This is a genomic window from Limnobacter thiooxidans, assembly GCF_036323495.1.
In the GTDB taxonomy this organism is placed as follows: domain Bacteria; phylum Pseudomonadota; class Gammaproteobacteria; order Burkholderiales; family Burkholderiaceae_B; genus Limnobacter; species Limnobacter thiooxidans.
In genome coordinates, this window is record NZ_AP028947.1 from 1,583,707 (window position 1) to 1,610,353 (window position 26,647).

At 53.8% G+C, this 26,647-nt stretch carries 26 protein-coding genes; 24 read left to right on the forward strand and 2 right to left on the reverse strand.

Translation table 11 applies throughout. The features are described 5' to 3' along the window. Positions 1-130: 130 nt before the first annotated feature. The gene (locus RGQ30_RS07260) at positions 131-835 is read right to left on the reverse strand and encodes a Bax inhibitor-1/YccA family protein (protein ID WP_130556555.1); all 705 of its coding nucleotides are present in this window, start codon (positions 833-835) and stop codon (positions 131-133) included. Positions 836-1,007: 172 nt separating this feature from the next. Between RGQ30_RS07260 and ndk the strand changes: the two genes are divergently transcribed. From ndk to der, 8 genes are all read left to right on the forward strand, one after another. Next, positions 1,008-1,433 (forward strand): nucleoside-diphosphate kinase, encoded by a 426-nt coding sequence (ndk, locus tag RGQ30_RS07265; RefSeq protein ID WP_130556554.1) that lies wholly within the window; start codon positions 1,008-1,010, stop codon positions 1,431-1,433. Positions 1,434-1,501: 68 nt separating this feature from the next. Continuing rightward, the gene (gene rlmN, locus RGQ30_RS07270; RefSeq protein WP_130556553.1) at positions 1,502-2,650 is read left to right on the forward strand and encodes a dual-specificity RNA methyltransferase RlmN; all 1,149 of its coding nucleotides are present in this window, start codon (positions 1,502-1,504) and stop codon (positions 2,648-2,650) included. A gap of 256 nt (positions 2,651-2,906) precedes the next feature. Next, positions 2,907-4,100, forward strand: a complete 1,194-nt coding sequence (locus tag RGQ30_RS07275) for a helix-turn-helix domain-containing protein (protein WP_130556552.1) — start codon at positions 2,907-2,909, stop codon at positions 4,098-4,100. An 84-nt stretch (positions 4,101-4,184) separates the two neighbouring features. Next, positions 4,185-5,432 carry a flavodoxin-dependent (E)-4-hydroxy-3-methylbut-2-enyl-diphosphate synthase gene (gene ispG / locus RGQ30_RS07280; RefSeq protein WP_130556551.1) on the forward strand — a complete coding sequence of 416 codons (1,248 nt, stop codon included), beginning with the start codon at positions 4,185-4,187 and terminating at the stop codon, positions 5,430-5,432. A gap of 50 nt (positions 5,433-5,482) precedes the next feature. Beyond that, positions 5,483-6,808, forward strand: coding sequence for a histidine--tRNA ligase (gene hisS / locus RGQ30_RS07285; RefSeq protein WP_130556550.1), 1,326 nt, complete (start codon positions 5,483-5,485; stop codon positions 6,806-6,808). Continuing rightward, complete coding sequence (locus RGQ30_RS07290; protein WP_338284858.1) at positions 6,805-7,443, forward strand: YfgM family protein; 639 nt, start codon at positions 6,805-6,807, stop codon at positions 7,441-7,443. Before hisS ends, RGQ30_RS07290 begins: the two co-directional genes overlap by 4 nt. A gap of 4 nt (positions 7,444-7,447) precedes the next feature. Then, on the forward strand, positions 7,448-8,614 hold the full coding sequence (gene bamB, locus RGQ30_RS07295) for an outer membrane protein assembly factor BamB (RefSeq protein ID WP_130556548.1): 1,167 nt from the start codon (positions 7,448-7,450) through the stop codon (positions 8,612-8,614). A 12-nt stretch (positions 8,615-8,626) separates the two neighbouring features. Beyond that, entirely contained in the window at positions 8,627-9,952 is a 1,326-nt protein-coding gene (gene der / locus RGQ30_RS07300; protein WP_130556547.1) for a ribosome biogenesis GTPase Der, read from the forward strand. Positions 9,953-9,960: 8 nt separating this feature from the next. Here der and RGQ30_RS07305 read toward each other — a convergent pair whose 3' ends face one another. Further along, entirely contained in the window at positions 9,961-10,275 is a 315-nt protein-coding gene (locus RGQ30_RS07305; protein WP_130556546.1) for an Mpo1-like protein, read from the reverse strand. A 152-nt stretch (positions 10,276-10,427) separates the two neighbouring features. On the opposite strand from RGQ30_RS07305, the gene RGQ30_RS07310 reads away from it, so the two are divergent. The 16 genes from RGQ30_RS07310 (at position 10,428) to accD (ending at position 26,639) form a co-directional block, all read left to right on the forward strand. After that, complete coding sequence (locus RGQ30_RS07310) at positions 10,428-10,901, forward strand: CBS domain-containing protein (protein WP_130556545.1); 474 nt, start codon at positions 10,428-10,430, stop codon at positions 10,899-10,901. 47 nt (positions 10,902-10,948) lie between these two features. After that, entirely contained in the window at positions 10,949-11,977 is a 1,029-nt protein-coding gene (locus tag RGQ30_RS07315; RefSeq protein ID WP_130556544.1) for an FAD-dependent oxidoreductase, read from the forward strand. A gap of 82 nt (positions 11,978-12,059) precedes the next feature. Beyond that, positions 12,060-13,166, forward strand: a complete 1,107-nt coding sequence (gene aroC, locus RGQ30_RS07320; RefSeq protein ID WP_130556543.1) for a chorismate synthase — start codon at positions 12,060-12,062, stop codon at positions 13,164-13,166. Between the two features lie 27 nt (positions 13,167-13,193). Then, the gene (locus RGQ30_RS07325; RefSeq protein WP_338284859.1) at positions 13,194-14,372 is read left to right on the forward strand and encodes an MFS transporter; all 1,179 of its coding nucleotides are present in this window, start codon (positions 13,194-13,196) and stop codon (positions 14,370-14,372) included. An 82-nt stretch (positions 14,373-14,454) separates the two neighbouring features. After that, entirely contained in the window at positions 14,455-15,288 is an 834-nt protein-coding gene (locus RGQ30_RS07330) for a M48 family metallopeptidase (RefSeq protein ID WP_130556541.1), read from the forward strand. A 101-nt stretch (positions 15,289-15,389) separates the two neighbouring features. Further along, on the forward strand, positions 15,390-16,790 hold the full coding sequence (gene leuC, locus RGQ30_RS07335; RefSeq protein ID WP_130556540.1) for a 3-isopropylmalate dehydratase large subunit: 1,401 nt from the start codon (positions 15,390-15,392) through the stop codon (positions 16,788-16,790). A 15-nt stretch (positions 16,791-16,805) separates the two neighbouring features. Beyond that, entirely contained in the window at positions 16,806-16,943 is a 138-nt protein-coding gene (locus RGQ30_RS07340; protein WP_130556539.1) for an entericidin A/B family lipoprotein, read from the forward strand. A 91-nt stretch (positions 16,944-17,034) separates the two neighbouring features. Further along, positions 17,035-17,676, forward strand: a complete 642-nt coding sequence (gene leuD, locus RGQ30_RS07345) for a 3-isopropylmalate dehydratase small subunit (RefSeq protein ID WP_130556538.1) — start codon at positions 17,035-17,037, stop codon at positions 17,674-17,676. Between the two features lie 22 nt (positions 17,677-17,698). Continuing rightward, the gene (leuB, locus tag RGQ30_RS07350; protein ID WP_130556537.1) at positions 17,699-18,793 is read left to right on the forward strand and encodes a 3-isopropylmalate dehydrogenase; all 1,095 of its coding nucleotides are present in this window, start codon (positions 17,699-17,701) and stop codon (positions 18,791-18,793) included. Between the two features lie 48 nt (positions 18,794-18,841). Continuing rightward, complete coding sequence (gene asd, locus RGQ30_RS07355; protein ID WP_130556987.1) at positions 18,842-19,963, forward strand: aspartate-semialdehyde dehydrogenase; 1,122 nt, start codon at positions 18,842-18,844, stop codon at positions 19,961-19,963. A gap of 112 nt (positions 19,964-20,075) precedes the next feature. After that, on the forward strand, positions 20,076-22,223 hold the full coding sequence (locus RGQ30_RS07360; protein ID WP_130556536.1) for a FimV/HubP family polar landmark protein: 2,148 nt from the start codon (positions 20,076-20,078) through the stop codon (positions 22,221-22,223). Next, positions 22,224-22,988, forward strand: coding sequence for a tRNA pseudouridine(38-40) synthase TruA (gene truA, locus RGQ30_RS07365; RefSeq protein WP_130556535.1), 765 nt, complete (start codon positions 22,224-22,226; stop codon positions 22,986-22,988). Next, positions 22,985-23,620 carry a phosphoribosylanthranilate isomerase gene (locus tag RGQ30_RS07370; RefSeq protein WP_130556534.1) on the forward strand — a complete coding sequence of 212 codons (636 nt, stop codon included), beginning with the start codon at positions 22,985-22,987 and terminating at the stop codon, positions 23,618-23,620. The genes truA and RGQ30_RS07370 overlap by 4 nt, the downstream gene beginning before the upstream one ends. A 23-nt stretch (positions 23,621-23,643) precedes the next feature. Beyond that, positions 23,644-24,897, forward strand: a complete 1,254-nt coding sequence (gene trpB, locus RGQ30_RS07375; RefSeq protein WP_130556533.1) for a tryptophan synthase subunit beta — start codon at positions 23,644-23,646, stop codon at positions 24,895-24,897. 14 nt (positions 24,898-24,911) lie between these two features. Then, the gene (gene trpA, locus RGQ30_RS07380; protein WP_130556532.1) at positions 24,912-25,727 is read left to right on the forward strand and encodes a tryptophan synthase subunit alpha; all 816 of its coding nucleotides are present in this window, start codon (positions 24,912-24,914) and stop codon (positions 25,725-25,727) included. Between the two features lie 33 nt (positions 25,728-25,760). Next, positions 25,761-26,639 (forward strand): acetyl-CoA carboxylase, carboxyltransferase subunit beta, encoded by an 879-nt coding sequence (gene accD, locus RGQ30_RS07385; RefSeq protein ID WP_130556531.1) that lies wholly within the window; start codon positions 25,761-25,763, stop codon positions 26,637-26,639. The last annotated feature ends 8 nt before the right edge of the window (positions 26,640-26,647 follow it).

The following is a 26,647-nucleotide window of genomic DNA, read 5'->3' on the forward strand; positions in this document are numbered from 1 at the left end:
GGTCGATAGAGATATCAACCTATTGAGATTTCATACTGCGCTTTTAAAATTCGCAACGCAACAACTTTCGATGTTGCGTTGTGTCAAAAAAAGCTTACTGATCAGTAACTTCCGCAATAACTTCCAAGTATTACTCGCGGCTGCCGCCGGTAAACACCATGAGCAGTTGCAGCAAATTCACAAACAGGTTGTACAAGCTCAGGTAAATGCTCAAAGCGGCTGAAATGTAGTTGGTTTCGCCACCGCGCATGACTCGTTGCAGGTCATACAGAATGAACAGCGAGAACAGGCCCACACAGATTGTGGAAATGGTCAGTGACAAGGCTGGCATTTGCAGGAAAATATTGGCCACGGAGGCCACAATCACCATGACCAAGCCAATCAACAGGCCTTTACCCATGTTGGTGAAGTCGCGTTTGGTGACCGCTGCGTAGCTGGCCAAACCAAAGAAAATCCCCGCTGTACCCAATGCCGCCATCATGATGATGGAGCCACCGTTGGACAAACTCAAGGCCACGGACAAAATGCCGGAAAGCATCAAGCCCATGAAGAACGTAAAGCCCAGCATCAACACCACACCGAAGGAATTATTCCGGTTGCGCTGAATACCCCAGATAAAACCAAACATGGCGGCCAGCATGACCACGAATGAAAGGATTGGGCTGCCTGCAAACAGGCGGAAAAATCCAAACTGAATGCCTGCAAAAGCGCCCAAGGCCGTGGGGACCATGGACAAGGCCAGCAGGAAGTAAGTGTTTCGTAGTACCCGGTTGGTTTCTACTGTTGAAACACCACCGGCTGTACGGCCAAATTGTGCTGTTCTGAATTCAGACATGTGTTCTCGCTCCTTTGTAAAACGCGACTTGCTGTGGAATTAGAGTAAAGGTAATGACGAAAAGTTTCAATTCAAGACGTGGGGCAGGGCATGGATTGGGTTTTTCACATAAACAGGCTATAATTGCTGGTTAATCTTCATGCTTTTTTAATCTTTTCGGAGTGGTTATACCATGGCAATCGAACGCACCCTGTCCATCATCAAGCCTGATGCTGTTGCAAAAAATGTAATTGGTCAAATTTACAGCCGCTTTGAAGGCGCAGGCCTGAAAGTTGTTGCTTCCCGCATGGCCCACCTGTCACGCGCTGAAGCAGAAGGCTTCTACGCTGTTCACAAAGCACGTCCTTTCTTCAAGGACCTGGTTGAATTCATGATTTCCGGCCCAGTCATGATCCAGGCGCTGGAAGGTGAAAACGCAATTGCAGTAAACCGCGAATTGATGGGTGCTACAAACCCCAAAGAAGCCGCTGCAGGCACCATTCGTGCAGATTTCGCTGAAAGCATCGATGCAAACGCTGTTCATGGTTCAGACGCGCCTGAAACAGCAGCTGTGGAAATCGCTTACTTTTTCCCAGCCTCACAAGTATTTTCACGTTAATCTGTAAATACAGCGTTGAATCCCGGGGGCGCAGTTTGCGTCCCTGTTTGTTTTGAAAGGACAATCCCATGCCTGAACAACTCGACAATTTGCTGGACTATTCAGTGCCTGAGTTGATTCAATGGTGTGGCAATCTGGGCGAAAAACCTTTCCGGGCCAAGCAACTGTCCAAGTGGATCCACCAGTCCGGTGTAGACAATTTCGACTCCATGACAGACCTGGCCAAGTCATTCCGCCAGAACCTGCAAAACCGCGCTTGCATCAAAGCACCCGAAATCATCTCTGACCATGTTTCCAAAGACGGCACCCGCAAGTGGCTGTTTGACGTGGGGCATGGTGATGCAGTTGAAACTGTATTCATTCCCGAAGAGCGCCGTGGCACCCTTTGCGTCAGTTCCCAAGCTGGTTGCGCAGTGAACTGCCGCTTTTGTTCGACGGGCAAGCAGGGGTTTTCTCGCAACCTGAGCACCGCGGAAATTGTCGCGCAGTTGTGGAAAGCAAATGTACTGCTCCGTGATGCGGGTGACCGGGTTTATGCACAAGACCGCCCTGTTACCAACGTGGTCATGATGGGCATGGGCGAGCCACTGCTGAACTATGACGCCCTGGTACCCGCACTGCAATTGATGCTGGATGACACCGCATACGGCTTATCCCGCCGCAGGGTTACTGTGTCCACGTCGGGTGTTGTGCCGTTCATGGACAGGCTTTCTCAAGACTGTCCGGTTGCACTGGCTGTCTCATTGCACGCGCCAAACGACGCATTGAGAGACCACTTGGTACCCTTGAACAAAAAGTATCCATTACGTGATTTGCTGGATGCCTGTTTGCGCTACTTGAAGTTTGCTCCCCGCGATTTCATCACTTTTGAGTATGTCATGCTCGATGGAGTGAACGACAAACCCGAACATGCACGTCAACTGCTTGAAATAGCCAATATTGTGCCCTGCAAGTTCAACCTGATACCGTTCAATCCATTTCCGGAGTCAGGCTTGCTCAAGTCAACAAGCCCGGCCATCAAGGCGTTCGTGGAAGTACTGTCCGAAGCGGGTGTGGTCACCACGGTCAGGAAAACAAGGGGCGAGGACATTGATGCGGCTTGTGGCCAGTTGGCGGGAGAAGTCAAGGACCGCACCCGGGTGCGCGAAAGATCTGTCAGCACCGTGTCTCTGGAAGAACTGAGAGCTTCCTCCAAACGCAGTGTACAGGCTGATTAGACAGGGGCTTTGTCATACAATCACCGCATGATTCAGATGTTGTTGCTCCGAAACTGACTTGGTTTGGCTTATAAGAATTCCAATTTCAATGCCAAACTTGGCGCACTTTCTCCGAAGTTGACCCAACACATTGAATTTTCATACAAATTACTTGAGTCTGCTTGCCTGCTTGGATTATGCTGCACAGGTAGAGTCGGTGGAATGATTAAAATTAATATCGCGACCTTAATGGTTAGCAGATGCTTGGAAAGATCAAATGAATGAAAATCGTGCCATGAGCAACACTGAGTCATCAGATGCCAGCGCAAGTCCAGATGTGAAACCGGAATCCAGTTCGGCTGTGTTCACGGAAAGACACCCAAACCTGACGCTGTTGGAGTCCGGACAGAACCCCGGTGAAATTCTGCGAGCTGCACGCGAGAAGGCGGGCTACTCACTCAGCGACATCAGTACACAGACCAAAATCAACGTGCGCCAACTGGAAGCCATCGAAAGTGGTGATGTAGGTCGCCTTCCTCCCGAAACCTTTGCCAAAGCTTTTATCAAAAGTTACTGCAAGGCGCTGAAAATGGATGCAGCGCCTATTATTTTGTCATTTGGATATTCGGAAGTGGGTGCCCAAGCCAAAGCCGTGCGTGCAGGTAACGTGGAGGCCAGCCGTGTTGAGCCACTTGAGCCCAAAATGCCAAGTAGCTCCAAGCGGTTGTCGACTTTGAATTTTGATCGGAAAACCGGAAAGAAATCACTGAGCTACGGCATTGTGTTGGCCGCAGTTGTGGTCATGGCTGTGTTTTACATCCCGGTTTTCCTGTCCAGCCAGTCTGAAGAAGTCACCATTGAAGAACCAATCGAACCCAATGAGGCGCCTGTCGCTTCGATGGGATTGGATCAGCAAGCGCCCGGTGGTCTGCCTTTGCCGCTGAATGCGCCTTCCAATGCTGGTGAAACACCCATTTTCCCGGCTCTGCAGCCATCCCCGGTTTTGGTGGAACCCGCGCCTGCTGTTGTACCGACTGCACCAGCCAACACGGCTTCTTCAAGCGCTGCCCCGACAACTCCGGCGACAGTAACGCCTTCAACTCCTGCTGCCGCACCAGCTGTGCCCGCTTCAACAGCAGGTCAGTTGCCAGCACAATCGCAAAGCGCACCTGCCAGCCCTGCTGCTGCACCACAAACTGCAGTCCCTGCAACCGCAGCGGTACCCGCGGGTCCTCAAGGCGCTTTGCGCTTTAACTTTCAGGAACAGTCTTGGGTTACTGTTCGTGATGCCAATGACAAAGTGCTGATTTCCCAATTGAATGAAGCGGGCAGCAATCTTGAAGTGCGCGGTCAAACGCCATTCAAGCTGATCGTTGGTAATGCCAAAGCTGTCAAGGTGACCAGCAATGGCAAGCCTGTTGATTTGAGCACTGCCATCAGTGGTGAAGTGGCTCGCGTTACCGTACGTTGATTCAATAAAGATTTTTTTGCATCCGGGGTCGATTGTCGACCCCACCCCTGCCAGCAAACCCGCATTTCCCGGAAGCACTTGACCGTGATTTCAAACACTCCCCTAAAACGACGTCAGACACATCAAGTGGATGTGCGCTGGAAAGAGCACGTGGTCTCAATTGGTGGGGCCGCACCTGTGCTTGTTCAATCCATGACCAACACTGACACGGCTGATGCGTTGAACACTGCACTGCAGGTCAAGGCGCTTTACCTGGCCGGCAGTGAAATGGTCCGCATTACAGTAAACAACGAGGCTTCGGCCGAGGCGGTGCCTTATATCCGCGAACAGTTGGACAAAATGCGCATCCCGGTCCCCTTGGTCGGGGACTTTCATTACAACGGACACTTGCTGTTGCAGAAGTTTCCTGATTGCGCCAAAGCCTTGTCCAAGTACCGCATCAACCCGGGCAATGTTGGTTCGGCCCGTTCACGTGATGACAACTTTGCCGCCATGATTTCCATAGCGGCCCAGCACGACAAACCTGTTCGAATCGGTGTGAACTGGGGTAGCCTGGATCAAAATCTGCTCGCCCGCATGATGGACGAAAATGGAAAAAAGGCCGAGCCTTTGCCCGCGCAGCAGTTGATGTACCAGGCGCTGATCGAGTCTGCTGTCAGCAGCGCCCACAAGGCAGTAGAACTGGGCTTGCCGGCCAATAAAATTGTATTGTCCTGCAAGGTCAGCCAGGTTCAAGACCTGATCGCGGTTTACCGTGAACTGGCAGGTCGCAGTGAGTTCCCCCTGCATTTGGGTTTGACCGAAGCAGGCATGGGCACCAAGGGTATTGTCGCTTCAACTGCCGCCTTGTCGGTCTTGTTGCAGGAGGGAATTGGCGACACCATCCGTGTATCCCTGACTCCGGAACCCAACGGTGACCGGTGCAAGGAAGTGTTGGTGGGCCAAGAGATTCTCCAGTCGCTGGGTTTGCGTGCTTTCACGCCACAAGTAATCGCGTGTCCTGGTTGTGGCCGCACTACCAGCACCGTGTTTCAGGAATTGGCTGATCAGATTCAAACCTATCTGCGCGATCAAATGCCCATCTGGAAAAATCAGTATGTGGGTGTTGAAGAGATGAAAGTGGCTGTCATGGGTTGTGTGGTGAACGGCCCCGGCGAAAGCAAGCATGCTGACATTGGCATTTCACTGCCCGGCACTGGCGAAGCCCCTTCAGCACCTGTATTTCTCGACGGCAAGCGTACAGTGACCCTGAAGGGTGCCAACATTGCTCAGGAATTTCAGGCAATTGTGCAGCGTTATGTCGAGCAAAGGTACGCCGGCGGCAACAAGTAGCCCAAGAATAGGCGACAATACTGGGTTGAGAAATAAAGTTAAATGCGTCAATGAGTCATCCTGAGTCGCCGGAACAATCCAAAGCCAAAAAGCAAACCCGACTTCAATCCGTCAAGGGAATGAACGATGTACTGCCCGTCGAGGGCATTCATTGGGAGAACCTGGAGGTCATGCTGCGCGAGTGGCTAACTTCCTATGGCTATCGCCTGATCAAAACCCCCGTGCTGGAGCCCACCTCCCTGTTTCGCAGGGGAATCGGTGAGGTTACGGACATTGTTGAAAAGGAAATGTTCAGCTTTGTGGACCGTTTGAACGGCGACGAACTGACCCTGCGCCCTGAATTCACGGCCGGTATTGCCCGCGCTACCATTCAGCACAACCTGACCTACGCCGCGCCGCAGCGCGTGTATTCCATGGGGCCAGTGTTTCGTCATGAACGCCCGCAGCGAGGCCGTTACAGGCAGTTTCATCAACTGGATGTGGAAGCGCTTGGCTTTGCAGGGCCCGATATTGACGCCGAGCTGATCGTCATGCTGTCACGCCTGTGGCGTGAAATGGGTCTTGAAGATGTTCGTCTGGAAATCAACTGTTTGGGCGAAGCCCCTGAACGTTTGGCCCATCGGCAGGCTTTGATTACCTATTTTGAGGCGCATGCGGAATTGCTGGATGAGGATGCCAAGCGGCGCCTGCACAGCAATCCGTTGCGTATTTTGGACACCAAAAACCCGACCATGCAAGACATGGTCAATGGCGCGCCACGTTTGTCCGAGTTTCTTGGGGCAGAATCCATAGCGCACTACCAGGGTGTGAAACGCCTTCTGGACGATGCGGGTGTGCGTTACATTGAAAACCCGCGTCTGGTACGTGGTCTCGATTATTACAACCTCACTGTGTTCGAATGGATCACGGATGCCTTGGGGACACAGGGCACGATCTGCGGTGGCGGGCGATATGACGGGTTAATCGAAGTGCTGGGGGGCAAACCCACGCCAGCAATCGGTTTTGCAATTGGCCTGGAACGTTTGCTTGAGTTGTACCTCGAAGTCAATCAGCCTGACGACACGGCAGATCTCGATGTATACGTGGTGCATCAGGGAGAGGGTACTTCTCGCCGGGCCTTTACGCTGGCCGAAGAGCTGCGCGACGCCGGTTTTGCGGTCGTATTGCACGCCGGTGGTGGCGGTTTTAAAAGCCAGATGAAACGCGCTGATGGCAGTGGTGCCGCGGTGGCGGTCATTCTGGGTGAAAACGAATTGAATGCAGGCACTGCAGCGGTCAAGGTACTGCGTGGTGAAAGCAAGCAGGAAGAATTCAAACAAGAAGGGTTGGCTGAAGCAATTTTCGGCCTGCTATACGGAGAAGGAGAGGAGTCTTGAGTCGTTACAGCCTTGAAGAACAGGAACAACTGGACAATTTGAAGTCATTTTGGTCCAGGTACGGCAACTTTATTCTGACGGTGCTGATTCTCGTGTTTGGTGCTTTTGCATTGAACAACGGATGGAAATGGTGGCAAGCGCGTCAGGCGAATGAATCAGTGGTGGTTTATGAGCGCCTGGATGCCGCGATCAAGCAGGGTGACCTCGAGTTGATGGGCCAAATTCAGAACACCTTGACAGAAGATCACGCAGGTTCGCCTTACGCACAGCGTGGCGCATTGCTGGCTGCCAAGGCTTATTTTGACAAAGGGCAGCTGAACGAAGCGAAATCAGCCCTGCAGTGGGCAGTTGATGAAGCCAAGCTGGACGAGTATTCGGCTACGGCGCGCCTCATGTTGTCTGCAATCCTGATCGAGCAGTCTGAGTTTGATGCCGCCAAGGAAACCTTGAGCAAGGTGCCAACGGGCTTTGAGGGCTTGTTTCACGACCGTCTGGGCGACTTGGCCTTGGTGCAGAAAGACGTGGCTACAGCCAGAAAAGAATACGAACTCGCTTTGAGCACAATTCAGGCCGACAGCCCATGGAAACAGGTCATCGAGCGAAAAATCAGTGCGTTGCCAAAAACCGGAGAGTAAGTCCATGAAGCAAGCCTTTAAATTCACTTCAGCTTTGGCAATTCTGTCCCTGCTGGGCGGATGTTCTACGATCAGTTCGACAATGAGCAGCTTGAACCCGTTCGGTGGCAATGCTGTAAAACCTGCGGCACTGCAGCCATTCACGGCGCAATTGAAAGTGGCAAACACCTGGTCAGTCGATGTGGGTGACTCCAAGTCAGGCAATTTTTCTCCAGTTGTCATGGATTCCACAGTGTATGCGGCTTCCGAAGAAGGCCAGTTGATGGCCATCGAAAAGGCCAGCGGCAAAGTCAAATGGAAAGTGAAGGCGGCCAAACAGTTGAAGGCAGGTGTGGCAGTCACTGCCGACACGGTCGCTGTGGTTGATGACGCCAATAACTTGCTGGCCTTTGACCTTGATGGCAAGCAAAAGTGGCAAGCGGGTGTGGGTTCTGATGTCAGCAGCGTACCAGTGGGCGCAGCCGGCACAATTTTCGTACGCACCATTGATTTTTCAGTGCTGGCCTACGCTACATCCAATGGCGGGCAGCGTTGGAAATATTCTCGCCAGTTGCCTCCGCTGACTCTGCGAGTCAACACGCCGGTGGATGTAAACAATGCACGGGTGTATGCCGGCTTCCCCGGAGGTCGCCTGGTAGCGCTTGACATGAACAACGGCGCGGTGGTGTGGGAAGGCAACCTTGCCTCACCAACAGGCACCACGGAAATTGAGCGAATCGCCGATGTCACTGGCACCCCTGTATACAACTTCCGTGAAGTGTGCGCTGCATCCTTTCAGGGCAAAGTGGGTTGTCTGGATGCTGTGACTGCACGCCCCATCTGGAGCGCAGACTTTTCCGCACCCAGTGGTTCATCAGTGGATGACCGTTACGTGATTGCCCCCAACGAGTTGGGCGACCTGTTCGCATTTTCCCGCAGTGGTGGCAAGCAAGTATGGCGTGTTGAAACATTCCAGCGCCGTCAACCCACATCTCCTACTGTGATTGGTCGGGCTGTAGCCGTAGGTGATTACGAAGGTTATGTTCATTTCATTGACCGGGATACAGGCAAAACCATTGCACGCACGAAAGTGGGTTCAACCTCTTTAACCAGTCAGGCCGTGCCTGTCGAAAGCGATGCCTTGCTTGTGCAATCGCGCGGCGGCAACGTGGCCCTGATTTCTGTCAAGTAAAGTAGTCAAATCATGAAACCTGTTATTGCCCTGGTTGGGCGCCCAAACGTCGGCAAGTCCACATTGTTCAATCGCTTGACCCGGACAAGAGACGCCTTGGTGGCCAACCAGCCGGGTTTGACCCGCGACCGCCATTATGGTTTGGGTCGAATGGGCCCCCGTGAATACCTGGTGGTTGACACAGGTGGTCTCGAGCCTGTGGCCAAGGAAGGCATTTACGCCGAAATGGCTAAACAAAGCCGGCAGGCCATTCTTGAATCAGACCTCGTTCTGTTTATCGTGGATGGCCGCCAGGGTGTTACGCCACACGACCATGTGATTGCTGCCGAGCTGCGCAAGGCCAAGCGGGATGTCATTCTGGTTGTGAACAAGACCGAGGGATACACCCACTCCATGGCTGCGGCCGACTTTTTTGAGTTGGGTCTGGGCGAGCCGGAAACGATTTCCGCCAGCCATGGCGACGGCGTGCGCCAATTGATGGACATGGCCTGCGAAAAGCTGCCGGTGCTGCCCGAAGACGAAGAGGGTGGTCGCCGCATCAAGGTGGCCATTGCAGGCCGCCCCAATGTGGGCAAGTCCACCATGGTGAATACTCTGCTGGGTGAAGAGCGCGTGATTGCATTCGACATGCCTGGTACCACGCGTGACAGCATTTATATCGATTTCGAGCGCAATGACAGGCCTTATACCCTGATCGACACGGCCGGTCTGCGCAAGCGTGGAAAGGTGTTTGAATCGGTCGAGAAGTTTTCCGTGATCAAGACCCTGCAGGCCATCGAAGACGCCAATGTGGTGGTCTTGATGCTGGATGCCCAGCAGGACATTTCTGATCAGGACGCTTCGATTGCCGGATTTATCGTGGAAGCGGGTCGTTCACTGGTCTTGGCTGTCAACAAGTGGGACAGCCTGGATGACTACCGAAAGGAGCGTATCAAAGCGGAAGTAGGGCGTAAGCTGACTTTCCTGAACTACGCCAAGTTCCATTACGTGTCGGCTACCAAGCCATTTGGTATTGCCGCCATGATGAAATCAGTGGATGAGGCGCACGCTGCAGCCTTTGCAAAACTGTCCACCCCAAAGTTGACGCGTTTGATACAGGAATGCGTCGAGCACCAACAGCCGCCACGCAAGGGTATTTTCCGCCCAAAGCTGCGTTATGCCCACCAGGGTGGACAAAACCCGCCCATCGTGATCGTGCACGGTACAGCATTGGATGCTATTCCGGACAATTACAAGCGTTACCTGGAAACCCGTATTCGCGAGCGTTTCAAGCTGGATGGCACGCCACTTCGGGTTGAATTCCGAAGCAACGTGAATCCGTTTGACAAGAAAGACTAAGACGACAATCAGAACGGAATTTTGCGGGTCCAGATGTCCTTGTACATCACCCAGTCACCCATGAAGCTGTAAAGCGGATACTTGAAGGTGGCTGGGCGGTTCTTCTCAAAAAAGAAGTGGCCCACCCAGGCAAAAGCATACCCCACCAACAAGCCGTACAGGAACCAGATCGGTTGACCCGTGGTGACCAGTTTGAACAGGCAGATCAGGGCGATCGTTGAGCCCACGAAATGCAGTCTGCGGCAGATCAGGTTGTTGTGTTCCGCCAGGTAAAAAGGGTAAAAATCGGCGAAAGTTTGAAATCTGTTTCCTGTTTTTGGCATGCCCAAGTCTCCGTTTGTTTGTTTTTTGTGACTTCAGTTTACATCCCTTGCCGCGTCAGGCCTGCATTTCCCGTACATTTTTGATTTGAAAGCTGTGTCAGTTCGGGTAGGATGAAGAAAAACACCACAAGAATAATTTTAGGAGGTTTGTGATGCAAGTCAAAGAAGTCCTGCGAGTCAAAGGCAATACCCTTTTCACGGTTACTCCCGAAACACATCTCTCTGATTGCGTGGTTACGATGGCCGATCACGACGTGGGTTCTCTTGTCGTGATGGACAAAGGCGAGTTGGTTGGCATCGTGACTTTCCGGGAGGTCATTCGAGTGTTGGCCAAGCGCCAGAAAGAGCACAGAACAGGACCGACACCGCCGGTTGCAGAAATTGTCGTGCAGGAAGTGATGAATCCTTCCCCCACCGTGGCAACACTGGACATGGAAGTAGACAATCTGCGCAAGTTGATGCTGGAAAACCACCAGCGTTACCTGCCTGTCATGGATGGCAACACCCTGTGTGGCGTGATTTCTTTCCATGACGTGGCCAAGGCGGTGCTGGAGGAGCAGGGTTTCGAGAACAAGATGCTCAAAGGCTATATCCGTGACTGGCCCATGGAAGAAAGCAGTAACTAAATCACAATCCAATCAGTCTTTATTCAAGCAGTACAGGTGGTAGCACAGTGAGAAAGCGAGTTGCAATTATTGGCGCGGGCATGTCGGGTTTGGCTTGCGCGCGCGAATTGGTTCAACATGGCCATGAGGTGATTCTTTTTGAGAAAAGCCGTGGCCCAGGCGGCAGAATGCCAACACGCTGGCTGAATCGGGAGATTGATCCACCACTTGGCTTTGATCATGGCACACAGTACTTTCAGGCCTCATCGCCGGCCTTTGTTCGCTTGGTACAGGCCGCACAGGAGGCTGGTGCAGTGGCACCTTGGACGGGCCATGTGGTCGATCTGGCTTATGGTGTATCTTCCCCGCATTCCAGTACCACCACGCGTTGGGTGGGTACGCCCGGCATGGCCAGTCTGGCCCGGTTTATGGCGCATGGGCTCGACCTTCGCCTGCAGAGCAGGGTGGCCGGGATAGTTCGACAAAATCAGTTTTACCAGTTGACATTGCACATGGCAGACGGCACCGTACGTGTCGAGTCCGGTTTTGATGCGGTGGTGTGCGCTGTGCCTGCCGAGCAGGTTGTGCCTTTGTTTGCTGACATCAATCCCTCCCTTGCAAACATGGCCGCGGACGTGAAATCCAATGTGACCTGGTCGGTGATGTTGACTCCGCGTGAAGCGATCAAAGTGGAATTCGACGGTGCATTCGTGGTGGACAGTCCGCTGGGCTGGATTTGTCGTGACTCCTCCAAGCCTGGCCGTGCCATGGGTGACCGCTGGATGTTGCAGGCCACCGCGGATTGGTCCCGTTTGCACCAGGATTACACTGCCGAGGAAGCAGGCAAAATGCTTCTGGATGTATTTTGTAATGTCACCGGGCAACTGGTTGAAGAACCACTGTCGGTGACCGCACACCGCTGGCTGTATTCTCTGCCGTCTAACCCTTTGGGCTTGCCTTGTTATTTTGACGAGGCGAATTTGCTGGGGGCCTGTGGAGATTGGCTCACCGGCGCTCGGGTAGAGGATGCATTTTTGAGCGGTCACACCTTGGGCAATCAGCTGTTGAATGAGCTCGAAGGCACATTCATTCAGTAGCAATTGCGTGGGCACCACGCCCCTGCCGCTCAGGTGCTGGATATTCCGATAAAATAACGTTTTGCACAACGAGTGAATACGCATGTCCGGAAGCAGCCTGGGTCGCCTTTTCGTAGTCAGTAATTTTGGTGAAAGCCATGGCCCTGCCATCGGCTGCGTGGTAGATGGTTGCCCTCCCGGCCTGCCGCTGACCGCGGCTGATTTGCAGGCTGACCTGGACCGGCGTAAACCCGGGACCTCGCGTCATGTCACGCAGCGTCAGGAAGCCGATGAGGTTGAAATTCTTTCCGGCGTATTCGAAGGCATCACCACAGGCGCGCCGATCGGCTTGTTGATTCGCAACCAGGATCAGCGCAGCAAAGATTACGGCAACATCATGGACACATTTCGTCCTGGGCATGCCGATTACACGTACTGGCACAAATACGGCATTCGCGATTACCGCGGAGGTGGTCGTTCATCTGCCCGCATGACAGCGCCCATGGTAGCTGCTGGCGCAATTGCCAAGAAATGGCTGGCCAGCAAACTGGGCATCCAGATTCGTGGGTGCATGACACAAATCGGTGAGGTGGACATTCCGTTTTCTTCTTGGGACGATGTACACACCAATCCGTTTTTCGCGCCCAACAATGGCAGCGTGGCTGAGCTTGAAGCCTACATGGACGCGCTCCGAAAGTCGGGCGACTCCTGTGGTGCCGGTTTGCGTGTTCAGGCCACCGGTGTTCCGGTCGGTCTGGGGTCACCGCTGTATGACAAACTGGATGCTGACATTGCCCACGCCATGATGAGTATCAACGCAGTCAAAGGCGTTGAAATTGGCGCAGGTTTTGGCTGTATAGCCCAGAAGGGTTCCGAGCACGGTGATGAAATGACTCCTGATGGCTTTGGCTCCAACCACGCTGGCGGTATTCTGGGTGGTATTTCCACGGGGCAAGACATCGAGGTGCGCATGGCGATCAAGCCCACCTCCAGCATTCGCCTGCCGAGAAAGTCCATCGACAAGGCTGGCAATCCGATTGAGGTGGAAACCTATGGTCGCCACGACCCCTGCGTGGGCATTCGGGCCACACCGATTGCCGAAGCCATGCTGGCGCTGGTCATCATGGATCACATGTTGGTACACCGCGCCCAGTGTGGTGACGTGGCCGTGGACACGCCTCAAATTCCGGCTGGTTTTTCCAATTACTAAGCCATTCACACCAAAGCGGGCGGTCATTTGCAACTGGGTTGGCTAGCGCTTTTTTACGCCGCGTATTTCGCATTCGTTGGCTTGTATTCGCCTTTCTTGGGTCCTTACCTCAAATCAATCGGTCACAGCCTGGATGTGATTGCCTTGGCCTTGGGCATGATGCAGTTGATGCGGATAGTCGGCCCATTTGCGTGGGGATGGCTTGCTGACCACACCGGCAACCGGGTGCGCTGGATACGTGTGGGCATTTTCTCCGGCTTTGTATTTGCGGCGCTGGCTTTCTGGAATCAGCAAACGCCATCGCACCTTTTGTTCCTGGTGCTGATGTTGAATCTGAGTATTTCCGGCCTGGTGCCGATGTCCGATTCCTACGCCATGGAGCGTTGTGCCGGTTGCACCGGCCAATATGGGCAAGTGCGTCTGTATGGCTCCCTCGGCTTTGTATTGGCGGTGCTTGTGTTTGGCGCAGTGGCAGATCGGTTCGGCTTCTCTTCTTACCCGATGTGGGCGTGCGCCATGTTGTTGCTCGGGTTCGTTGCGGCCTTGAAGTTTTCTCCCGATGCGCCCCGTTCTGCCTCTGTGACCAATGCTGCCAAGGCGGGCAGTGGATTCAAGCGCTTGTTGTTGCCCGGTCCGATGCCCCTGTTTTGGCTGGCCGCCTTCTTCATGATTTTCGCCCATGGCGTGTTTTACGCATTTTTCTCCCTTTATTTGCTGGAATTTGATTATTCCGAACTCAGTATTGGCGGGTTGTGGGCCTTCGGCGTCATGTGCGAAGTGGTGTTTTTTGCATTTCAATCCCGGTTTTTTAGTCGCCTGTCCCTGAATGCCTGGTTGTGTATCAGTTTTGGCACCTGTGCAATTCGTTTCGCCTTAACCGCAGCGTATCCTCAACTGGGTTGGGTCATGGTGTTTGCGCAGGCTTTACATGCGCTTACTTTTGCAGCGCATCACACCGCCACCATTTCCTGGCTGAGGGAAAATTTGCCTGCAAACCTTGTGGTTCGTGGGCAGGCCATGTACGCCACCATCGCATACGGGCTCGGTGGTTCTGCCGGAACCTTTCTGGGCAGGTTTGCATGGGAATGGAGTGGGCCTGCGAGCGCTTTTGCGATGGCCTCGCTGAGTGGTGTGGTAGCACTGGTTTTGGGCTGGCGCTTTACAATTGTAAGCAAACGCCCTTACAGCGCGCTTTTGTCGCGATAAACTATTGTTGGGTGTCAACTTCTCCTGACAGGCACCCGTTTTTACTCGATTCGCTTTACTCACAATTACAGGTGAAGAAACCATGTTGTTTTCCGCTTTGAAGCGACGCGCTACTCTGACTTTGACGGTGTTGTGTTCAACCACTGTGCTGGCTGCGTGTTTAACCACTCAAACCACATCTGGTGGCGCTGTGGGCGTAGACCGTTCCCAATTTGTCCTGGTGTCGTCTGCTGAAGTGGATGCTGCTGCGGCCAAGGGTTACTCGGATGTGATTGCCAAGGCCCAGAAAGAGGGCAAGTTGAACCGGGACGCCAAGCAAGTGGCGAGGGTGCGGGCAATTGCCAATCGACTGATTCCACAAACCGCGGCGTTCAGGCAGGATGCACCCAGTTGGAAGTGGGAAGTGAACGTGATTGAGTCTGATCAGATCAACGCTTGGTGCATGGCGGGTGGCAAAATCGCCTTTTACTCGGCTTTGATTGAAAAGCTTGCGCTGACCGACGACGAAATTGCTGCAATCATGGGCCATGAAATTGCCCACGCCCTGCGTGAACACAGCAGGGAACGCATTTCCCAGCAGTTGGCTACTTCATTGGGCCTTGACCTGATTTCAGTCGGTTTGGGATTGTCTCGCGGCGCATCGGACCTGGCTGGTATGGCCGCCAACGTGGCCATCTCCTTGCCTTATGGCCGTTCCCACGAGGTGGAATCGGACCGGATTGGCGTTGAACTGGCCGCACGCGCAGGGTATGACCCGCGCGCAGCCATCAGCGTCTGGCAAAAAATGAGCAAAGCCGGTGGTGGTTCACCACCCGAGCTGCTTTCAACACACCCCTCGCCAGAAAACCGCATGCGCGACCTTGCTGATTATTCAGCCCGTGTACAGCCTTTGTACGAGCAGGCCCGCAAGCGCTGAAAACCGATGATTTGCAGTACAGCCTTGCCGGCTGTGCTGCAAGCCTGATGCTGGCTATGGCATAATCAGGGGCTAAACGAAGCTCAAGCAGGTCCTTGAAAATGGCAAAAACTTTATACGACAAACTTTGGGAAAGTCATGTGGTGCGCACCGAACAGGACGGCACCTCCCTGATTTACATTGATCGTCATTTGTTGCACGAAGTCACCAGCCCCCAGGCTTTTGAGGGGCTGGAGCTTGCAGGCCGAAGCCTGTGGCGCAACAGTGCCAACCTGGCAGTGGTTGACCACAACGTACCCACCACTGATCGCTCCAAGGGCATCGCCGACGCCACGTCACGGCTTCAAGTTGAAACCCTGGACAAGAATGCCAAAGCGCATGGTTTGACGTACTTTGACATCAAAGACCTGCGCCAGGGCATCGTGCATGTGATCGGCCCGGAGCAGGGCGCAACCTTGCCCGGCATGACAGTGGTCTGCGGCGATTCGCACACCAGTACCCACGGCGCCATTGGCGCACTGGCCTTTGGCATTGGCACCTCCGAAGTGGAGCACGTCATGGCCACGCAGTGCCTGTTGATGAAAAAAGCCAAGAACATGCTGGTTCGTGTGGAAGGCACATTGGGCAAGGGCGTGTCTGCGAAAGACGTCATTCTGGCCATCATCGGCAAGATCGGTACAGCCGGTGGTACAGGTTACGCCATTGAATTTGCAGGCTCTGCCATCCGCAGTTTGTCGGTTGAAGGCCGCATGACCATGTGCAACATGGCCATCGAGGGCGGCGCCCGTTCCGGCATGGTGGCTGTGGACGAGAAAACCATTGAATACGTCAAGGGGCGCCCGTTCAGTCCGAAAGGCGACGCATGGGACGCTGCGGTCAAGTACTGGGCCAGCCTGCATTCTGACGAAGGTGCGCATTTCGATTGCGTGGTCGAGCTGAAAGCCGAAGACATTCAGCCACAGGTCAGCTGGGGTACTTCGCCAGAAATGGTGACTGATGTGCATGGTGTCGTGCCCGACCCTGCCAAGGAAACCGACCCTGTCAAACGCCAAGGCTATGAACGCGCTTTGCAATACATGGGCTTGAAGCCATTGCAGAAGATCGAAGACATCACTGTGGACACCGTGTTTATTGGTTCCTGTACCAATTCCCGAATTGAAGACCTTCGAGATGCCGCTGCGGTGGTGAAGGGCAAAAAGAAAGCAAGTTCCGTCAAGTTGGCCATGGTTGTGCCAGGTTCGGGCTTGGTGAAGGCGCAAGCAGAACAGGAAGGCCTGGACCAGGTTTTTCTGGACGCAGGTTTCGAGTGGCGTGAACCAGGCTGCTCAATGTGCCTGGCCATGAACGCAGATCGCTTGGGCAGTGGCGAGCGTTGCGCATCCACGAGCAACAGGAATTTTGAAGGACGCCAGGGTGCGGGTGGCCGCACGCACCTTGTCAGCCCAGCCATGGCGGCTGCGGCAGCAATTGCAGGCCATTTCATCGATTCAAGAAATTTCTAAATAGGGGTGTTTGACATGAAGTTTGTTTCTGTATTTTTGTTGGCTTTCTCCGCGCTTTCCCTGTCCGCCTGCAACACCATTGAGGGTGTGGGCAAAGACATTCAATCAGGCGGTCAGGCTATTGAGCGCACTGCAGACCAGAACAAGAAGTAATTTGTTGTAGATACTCGATGCGGGCAGCCAAGGCGTTCGCCTTGCTGCTCCATATGAACATGGGTAGTACCGATTTAAATACGGACCGATTATGGACAAATTTGTAACCCACACCGGCATTGCCGTTGCGTTAAACCGCGCCAATGTGGACACCGACGCCATTATTCCAAAGCAGTTCCTGAAAAGCATCAAGCGCACTGGTTTTGGCGAGCACCTGTTCGATGGCTGGCGCTATCTGGATGAAGGTGAGCCGGGAATGGACTGTACCATTCGTCCGTTGAATCCTGATTTTGAGTTGAACAAGCCTGCCTTTCAAGGCGGAACGGTGCTGGTTGCCGGTCCAAACTTCGGCTGTGGTTCGTCCCGCGAGCACGCGCCTTGGGCGTTGCAGCAATATGGATTCAAGGCTGTTATTTCAAGTAGTTTTGCTGATATTTTCTTCAACAATTGCTTCAAGAATGGCTTCTTGCCCATTGTTTTAAAAGAAGAAGAGTTGAAAGAGGTGTTTGCTGCAATTGAGGCCAAGCCCGGTATTGAAATTACGGTCAGCCTCGAAAATCAGACTGTCAGCATTGCTGGCCAAAGCTATGGTTTCGAGGTGGATGCCTTTCGCAAGCACTGCCTGATGAATGGTTTCGACGACATCGGCCTGACACTTCAGCACCGCGATGAAATCATCGCGTTCGAGAAGAATCGCCTTGCCCAGCAGCCCTGGTTGGCTAACACCATTTAACACTGTCCATCTGAGAACAAAAATGACTTTAAAAATTGCCGTGATGCCTGGCGACGGCATTGGCCCGGAAATTACTGCACAGGCTGTCAAAGTACTTGAAGCATTGAAATCCGATGGTTTGAATATTGAATTTGAGCACGCCTTGATCGGTGGTGTGGCTTACCGTGAAAAGGGAATTCCACTGCCTGAAGAAACCGTGGCATTGGCCAAGGCATCCGATGCGGTGCTTTTCGGGGCGGTTGGTGATTTTTCACTGGACACACTTCCAAGGCACTTGCGTCCCGAGCAGGCCATTCTTGGCATTCGCAAGGCACTTAACCTGTTTGCCAACTTCCGCCCAGCCATGGTGTACGAAGAATTGGCCGATGCATCCACCTTGCGCCCGGAAGTGGTGGCTGGCCTGGACATTCTGATTGTTCGGGAATTGACTGGCGATATTTACTTTGGCACGCCGCGTGGCAATCGCATTGCTGAAGATGGCCCGTTCAAGGGCGAACGTGAAGCATTCGATACCATGCGCTATGCAGAAACAGAAATCCGCCGCATTGCGCACGTGGCTTTTCAGGCTGCTCAAAAGCGTGGCGGCAAACTGTGCTCAGTGGACAAGGCCAACGTGCTGGAAACCACCCAGTTTTGGCGCGACATCGTGACCGAAGTGGGCAAGGAATACACAGATGTGGAACTGAGCCACATGTATGTGGACAATTGCGCCATGCAGTTGTTGAAAAACCCCAAGCAGTTCGATGTCATTGTGACGGGCAACCTGTTCGGTGATATTTTGTCAGACGAAGCATCCATGTTGACCGGTTCAATCGGCATGTTGCCTTCAGCCTCGCTGAATGAGTCCAATTTTGGACTTTATGAGCCAATTCATGGCTCGGCACCTGACATCGCCGGAAAAGACCTGGCCAACCCCATGGCCACCGTGTTGTCCGCGGCCATGATGTTGCGTTATACATTTGGGCTTGAAGATTACGCGGTTCGCATTGAAAACGCAGTGAAAAGCGTGCTGGCCACTGGCCCACGCACTGGCGATATCTGGCGCGATGGCAAGGTACGCACAGGCACGGCAGGCATGGGTGACGCAATCGTCGCAGCCTTGGCCAAGCAGTCCTGAATGTGCTGATTACCTCAAGAATTTAAAAGTACTGGAGTATTGATTATGTTGAAAGTCGGTTTGGTTGGATGGCGTGGCATGGTGGGCTCTGTGCTCATGCAGCGCATGCAGGAAGAGAATGATTTCGCGCACTTCGAGCCGATTTTCTTTTCGACTTCCAATGCAGGCGGCAAAGCCCCTGCGTTTGCAGGCAATGTCGCACCCTTGGAAGACGCCAACAACATTGACGCACTGAAAAAGATGGATGTGGTGCTGACCTGCCAGGGTGGCGATTACACCAGCGCAGTGTTCCCGAAGCTGCGTGAGGCGGGCTGGAATGGCTACTGGATTGATGCAGCATCCAGCCTGCGCATGCAGGACGACGCCATCATCATTCTTGATCCGGTGAACATGAACGTCATCAAGGACGGCTTGAGCAAAGGCATCAAGAATTACGTGGGCGGCAATTGCACTGTATCGCTGATGTTGATGGCTTTGGGTGGTCTGTTCCAGAACAACCACGTGGAATGGATTACATCCATGACTTACCAGGCGGCGTCGGGTGCTGGTGCTCAAAACATGCGTGAACTGATTTCACAAATGGGCAGCATTCATGGCGCAGTCAGTGACCTGTTGGCTGACCCGGCTTCAGCCATTCTGGAAATCGACCGCAAGGTGGCCCAGCACATCAATTCCGACAGCTATCCAACTGCCAATTTCGGCGTACCACTGGGTGGCAGCCTGATTCCCTGGATCGACAAAGACCTGGGCAACGGCCAGTCCAAGGAAGAGTGGAAGGGCGGGGCGGAAACCAACAAGATTCTTGGCAAGCCTGCCATGGGAACGCCAGGTTGTGTGCCCGTGGATGGCCTTTGCGTCCGTGTCGGCGCAATGCGATGCCATTCCCAAGCCTTGACCATCAAGCTGAAGCAAGACATTCCATTGAACGAGATCAATGACATGCTTGCCACAGCCAATGATTGGGTTAAAGTGATCCCCAACGAGCGAGATGCATCCATGCGTGACTTGACCCCCGCTGCAGTGACTGGGCGCATGCACGTTCCTGTAGGCCGCCTGCGCAAGATGGCCATGGGTGGCGATTACCTGAGCGCCTTCACCGTGGGTGACCAGTTGTTGTGGGGAGCAGCAGAACCTTTGCGCAGAATGCTGCGCATTTTGATCGAACGCTAAGTCGCATCATCATTGACCCAACCGCTGCCGAAGGTGGCTTGAACATTCATGGAGTAAACGGGTGAAGCATATCAAACAGACAATACTTCCCTTTGTTTTCGCATCAGGATTGTTGGCAAGTACCTTCGCGCAGGCGGCTCAATTGGGGAAGCTGGAAGTGCTTTCTGGCGCTGGCGAGCCTTTTCTGGCGCAAATCCAGATTGATTTGGTAACACCAGAAGAGCGCGCCTCGCTTCAGGCCAAACTGGCCTCCGCAGAGGCCTTCAAGGCAGCTCGCCTGACCATGGACCCCAACCTGAAGAATCTGAAGTTTGCCATTCAGGATGGAAAGCAGGCGGGCACAGCCCTGGTGAAGATTACCGCTGACAAGCCTTTGCCAGCTGGTTTTATTGATACCTTGGTCGAGTTGACCTGGGCTGGCGGTCGAGTGGCCCGTGAATACACGCTGACCATTCCACTGGGCCCGGCGCCTGAGGAAAAGCCTGCATCGACAGCGCTGCCGGAAATCCGGCCACCAATGACGCCACCTGCCGCCGCTGTGGTGCCTCCTGCTGCCGAGCCTGTCTCCAAAGCATCACCGGCCCCCACGGTTAGCCAAGACGCTCCAGTTGACTCAAAGACAGGTACCTTGCAGGTCAAGCGTGGCGACACCTTGTCCGAGCTGGCTTTGAACCTGGCTGGCGATGGTGTAAGCCTGAACCAAGCCATGGCTGCAATTTATGAAGCCAACAAGGATTCTTTCATCAATGGCAGCGTGCACCTGATCCGCGAGGGTGCGCAGATCCAGGTGCCGAATCGCACCGCACTGCGTGCCAAATCGGCCAACGAGGCATTGCTCGTTCTAGCCAACAACGATGACCGCAATGTGTACTCTGCCTACGCCCGACAAATCGGCTTGTTGACAGTAGAAAATCAGACTGCAGCAGCTTCCACTACCAGTACACAAGGCAGCATTGCGCCAAAGCAAAAATTGGAACCCAATACATCTGCACGTGAAGACCGCTTGCAGATTGCGCCAAGTGCTTCAACCAGCGCGGGCAAAGCGGATTTGAACGCAGAAGAATTGCTGGCCAAAAACAAGGCCTTGGCAGAAGCCAACGAGCGAATTGCCCTGCTTGAGAAAAATGTCAGTGACCTGCAACGGTTGCTGGACATGCAAAAAGATCTTGGTGAGACACCGACAGGCGAGCCAGTGGCACCTCCTGCAGCAGAAACCAGTGGTGCAGAAAACGATGCTGCTGCTGACGCACCGGGTGTGGAAGTGCCCTCCGAGACTTTGACCGACGATTCACCCGAGACGACTGCTACGGAAACTCCTGCGGCTGAATCCAGCGAGCCTGCAGCCGTTGAACCCGTACCTGAAGATGCTCCCTTCGACTGGATGCCCTGGATTCTGGGTGGTGCAGGTGCTTTGGTGGCTTTGATTGTCGCGTTGCTGCTGATTCGAGCTCGCCGGAATAAATCTAATGGGCAAGAGGATGATTCGGATTTGTCTGATGAATCGTCTTTCAGTGAAGTGCATGAGTTTGATGAGGTCGTTGCTGCTGCCGGTTCAGCCATTGATACGGATAAAAACAGCACATTGAACAAGTCTGAAAACTCGGATTTCGACCTGGACGAGGTTTTGAACGATCGACTGAAGCCCGTCGAACCAGAAGAATTGACGCAATCCATGCCGCCTCCAACGCGCGTTGAGCCCCAAATGGATTTCCCACCGGCGACCCCGGAGAATGACATTCCCGAGCTTGTCGAAGCATCCGATGAGTCCATGGGCCACAAGGATTCCCTGAACAGCGAAGTCAATCTGGAGTTTCCTGAGGATGATCCGGTGAAGGCGGATGGCAGTTCAATTCTCGACGATCTGGATTCGCTGGAGAAAGGCGCTTTAGCGGCTCAGGAAGAACTGGACGAGATAAGGAAGCAGCCTGTACCCGAACAAACTCCCGAGGAGTTTGATGCCTCGGCCGCTTTTGATGAAATGGTTCAGGAGGCCTGCAACCCCGAGGCGGGCGATAATGCGCCCGAGCAGGAGCCCACACCTGAGACAGGACCGGAAACTGTTGACCTGGATCTGGATGTACCGGGCCCCAAAGTGGATGACGCCACTTGGCAGGAAGTTGCCACCAAGCTGGACCTGGCAGGTGCGTATGTGGAAATTGGTGATGCGGACGGGGCCAAAGAACTGTTGAATGAAATTGTCAAAAAAGGCGATGCAGACCAGGTTCGCAAGGCCAAGGCGCTTTTGGCTACCTTGAATTAAATGAACCGGGTTGTATTGGGTCTGAGCTATGACGGCCATGATTTTGAGGGCTGGCAGACTCAGCCGCATGGTCGAACCGTGCAAGACCGGCTGAGCAAGGCCATTGAGGCCATTGCGCACGACACTGTATCGATCGTGTGTGCCGGAAGAACCGACACGGGTGTCCATGCCCGCCAGCAGGTGGTGCATTTCGATTCTGCTGTTGAACGGCCCCTGACGGCCTGGGTCAAGGGCGTGAACAACGGCTTGCCGCCTACAATTTCGGTCAAAGGGGCCAAGTTGCTTGACCCCGAGTTTCATGCCCGTTTCAGTGCTGTTTCCCGAACCTACCGCTACTATTTCTACAGTTCACCCGTGCGTGACCCTTTCAAGCGGTTCATGACCTGGGTTCATTACCCGCTTGATCTTCAAGCCATGCGCAGTGCAAGCGCCTGTTTGCTGGGTACCCACGATTTCAGTGCCTTTCGCGCTTCTCAGTGCCAGGCTGCAAGCCCCGTAAGAACCTTGCACGCCATGAACCTTTTTGAAGAAACCGACCACTGTTATTTTGAAATTCAGGGCAACGCTTTTTTACACCACATGGTCAGAAATCTGATGGGCAGCTTGATGGAAGTGGGTTTAGGCCGGCAGCCTGTAAACTGGTTGAAACAGGTGCTAGAGTCGAAAAACCGCAGCCTGGCTGCAAAAACTTACCCGGCACAGGGCTTGAGCCTGTGGAAAATTGAATACCCCGAGCAGTACGGCATACAGGACCTGTTTTCATGAGAACCCGAATCAAGCTCTGTGGCTTTCAAACTGAAGACACCGTGCGAGCTGCAACCCGCGCCGGTGCCGATGCAATCGGTTTTGTGTTTTACCCGCCATCGCCCCGCAATGTGGATGTGGTCAGGGCAGGGCAATTGGCACGTTGTCTGGGTGCCTGGCAAACCCCGGTGGCCTTGTTTGTGAACCCACAGCTGGAATTGGTGCAGTCGGTGATTGCAGAAATTCCGAATGTGTTGCTCCAATTCCATGGCGACGAGTCACCTGAATTTTGCGAAAGTTTCCAGAGACCTTTCATGAAAGCCGTGCGAATGAAACCCGGGGTTGATTTGATTGCTGAAAGTGTGAAGTTTTATTCTGCGCAAGCAATACTTGTCGATTCATGGAGCGAGGCGTATGGTGGTACAGGCCATACTTTTGACTGGTCTTTGCTACCCAAGGCAGGTGAATTGAAGCAGGCTTTGGTATTATCCGGGGGGTTGGATGAATGCAATGTGGCGCAAGCCATTGCAGGGCTACAACCTTACGGGGTCGACGTGTCCAGCGGAATTGAATCCGCGCGCGGCGTGAAATGTATCGAAAAAATCGAAAAGTTCTGCATGGCGGTTCAAAAAGCCGATGCAGGGCTGTTGTAAGTGAACCCAGAAAGAGCAGCATCATGAACAAACCCTATGAATTTCCAGACGCCACTGGCCATTTCGGCCCTTACGGCGGCACTTTCGTGTCCGAGACACTGGTTCATGCGTTGGAAGAGCTGAAAAGCGTCTACGCCCACTACCAGAATGACCCTGAATTTCTGGCCGAGTTTGAAAGTGAGCTCAAGCATTTTGTAGGTCGTCCAAGTCCGGTTTACCACGCCAAGCGTTGGTCTGACCTGGTGGGTGGTGCGCAGATTTATTTCAAGCGGGAAGACCTGAACCACACCGGTGCGCACAAGGTGAACAACTGCATTGGTCAAGCCATGCTGGCCAAGCGCATGGGCAAGCTCCGCGTAATCGCCGAAACAGGCGCCGGCCAGCACGGAGTGGCCACAGCAACAGTGGCTGCCCGTTATGGCATGAAGTGCGTGGTGTACATGGGCCAGGAAGACGTGGCGCGCCAGGCGCAAAACGTGTTTCGCATGAAGTTGCTGGGCGCCGAGGTTATTCCGGTTTCTTCAGGTTCAAAGACCCTGAAAGACGCATTGAATGAAGCCATGCGCGACTGGGTCACCAACGTGGAAGATACGTTTTACATCATTGGTACTGTGGCTGGGCCGCACCCTTACCCCATGCTGGTTCGCGACTTCCAAAGCGTGATTGGCCGTGAATGCATTCAGCAAATGCCGCTGATGGTGGGCAAGCAGCCCGATTACGTTCTGGCCTGCGTGGGCGGTGGATCCAATGCTATGGGCATCTTCCACCCCTATTTGAACGTGGATGGCGTGCAACTGGTGGGTGTAGAAGCGGCAGGCGAGGGCATTGAAACCGGCAAACATGCAGCCTCATTGAGTGCTGGCACACCCGGCGTACTGCACGGTAACCGTACTTACCTGCTGCAAAGCGACGATGGTCAGATCATTGAAACCCATTCGGTTTCCGCAGGCCTGGATTATCCAGGTGTGGGGCCCGAGCATGCATGGTTGAAAGATTCTGGCCGCGCGCAATACGTAGGTGTCACCGATGCAGAGGCATTGGAAGCGTTTCACCAGTGCTGCCGAATCGAAGGCATTATTCCTGCGCTGGAAAGCAGCCACGCCTTGGCCCATGCTGCCAAGCTGGCCAAAACCCTGCCGAAAGACAAAGTAATTCTGGTCAACCTTTCTGGCCGCGGCGACAAGGACATGCACACGGTCGCACGCCAGAGTGGTGCGGAATTCTATTGCCACCCCGATTGCAAAACAGGCGCAGAAATGGCCTGCAATAAAAAATAAATTCCAAGAAAGCCATGTCAAGAATCAAAGCAGTATTTGAAAAATTGAAAGAAGAGGGTCGCAAGGGGCTCATCCCGTTTGTGACCGGTGGAGACCCCGAGCCAGGCCAAACCGTGGCCATGCTTCACGCCTTGGCCAATGCGGGTTCTGATGTGATTGAGTTGGGAGTACCGTTTTCCGACCCCATGGCCGATGGTCCGGTGATTCAGCGTTCCAGCGAACGGGCCTTGGCCAAGGGCATCAGCTCACGCAAAATCCTGGATTACGTGGCCGAATTTCGTCAAACCAACCAGCACACGCCGATAGTCTTGATGGGTTATGCCAACCCGATTGAACGCATGGGTGTTGAAAAGTATGTAAGTGAAGCCAAAAAGGCGGGTGTGGACGGTGTGTTGGTGGTGGATTACCCGCCTGAAGAGTCGATCGAATTTTCAGGCTACCTGCGTTCGGCCGGTTTGGACCCGATTTTCCTTTTGGCACCCACTTCGTCAGACGAGCGGATCGAGAAAGTAGCCAAAGTGGCCAGCGGGTATGTGTATTACGTTTCGTTAAAAGGCGTGACCGGTGCCCAGAACCTTAACACCGCCGAGGTCAGTTCCAAGTTGCCAACCATACGCAAACACACCGATGTACCCGTGGGCGTGGGCTTTGGCATTCGCGATGCCGAGTCGGCCTGTCGGGTGGCTCAATCTGCCGATGCAGTGGTCATTGGTTCCGCCTTGATCCAGGTTCTCGAGGCCGGCAATCCACAGGACGCCGCTGCTTTGGCTGGCCAGTTTATTGCCCCGATTCGTGCAGCGCTGGACGCGCAGTTTGGCGCCAAACAATAAAAACCCGCAGATAACCTCAGCAAGGGAACGTGTATGAGCTGGTTAGACAAAATTATTCCGCCCCGAATTTCCTCTAAAACGCCGGGCGATGCTGCCAAGAAAAGCGTGCCCGAAGGAATCTGGGCGAAATGCAAGAGCTGTGATGCCGTGCTGTACCAGAATGACCTGGTCAACAACGCCATGGTTTGCCCCTCGTGCACGTACCACATGCGGATTGGTTCGCGTGAGCGCTTGAATTTGCTCTTTGACAATGACGAGCGTGTGGAAATTGGCCGTGAAGTGATGCCGATGGACACCTTGAAGTTCAAAGACAGCAAAAGCTACACCGCCCGCCTGAATGAGGCCAAAGAAGCCACTGGCGAAACCGATGCATTGGTGGTTCAAAAAGGCGTCATGAATGGAATTGAGGTGGTGATTGCCTGTTTCGAATTTGAGTTCATGGGCGGTTCCATGGGTTCGGTGGTGGGTGAGCGCTTTTGCCGTGGTGTACAGGCCGCATTGGATGCCAATGTGCCGTTCATCAGCGTGGCCGCATCGGGCGGAGCGCGCATGCAGGAAGGCCTGGGCTCGTTGATGCAAATGGCGAAAACCTCGGCCATGCTGGCCAAGTTGAGCCAGGCCCGCTTGCCTTACATTTCTGTATTGACCGACCCAACCATGGGCGGTGTGTCAGCCAGTTTTGCTTTCCTTGGTGATGTGGTGGTGGCCGAGCCCAAGGCATTGATCGGTTTTGCCGGTCCTCGCGTGATTGAACAAACCGTGCGTCAAACTTTGCCGGAAGGTTTTCAGCGTGCTGAATTCCTGATGGAAAAAGGTGCGCTTGATTGCATCGTAGACCGCCGTGAAATGAAAAAAACACTGGCAAGCCTGTTGGCCTTGCTGATGAAAAAGCAGCTTGACCAGGCTGCCTGAAGAATTAA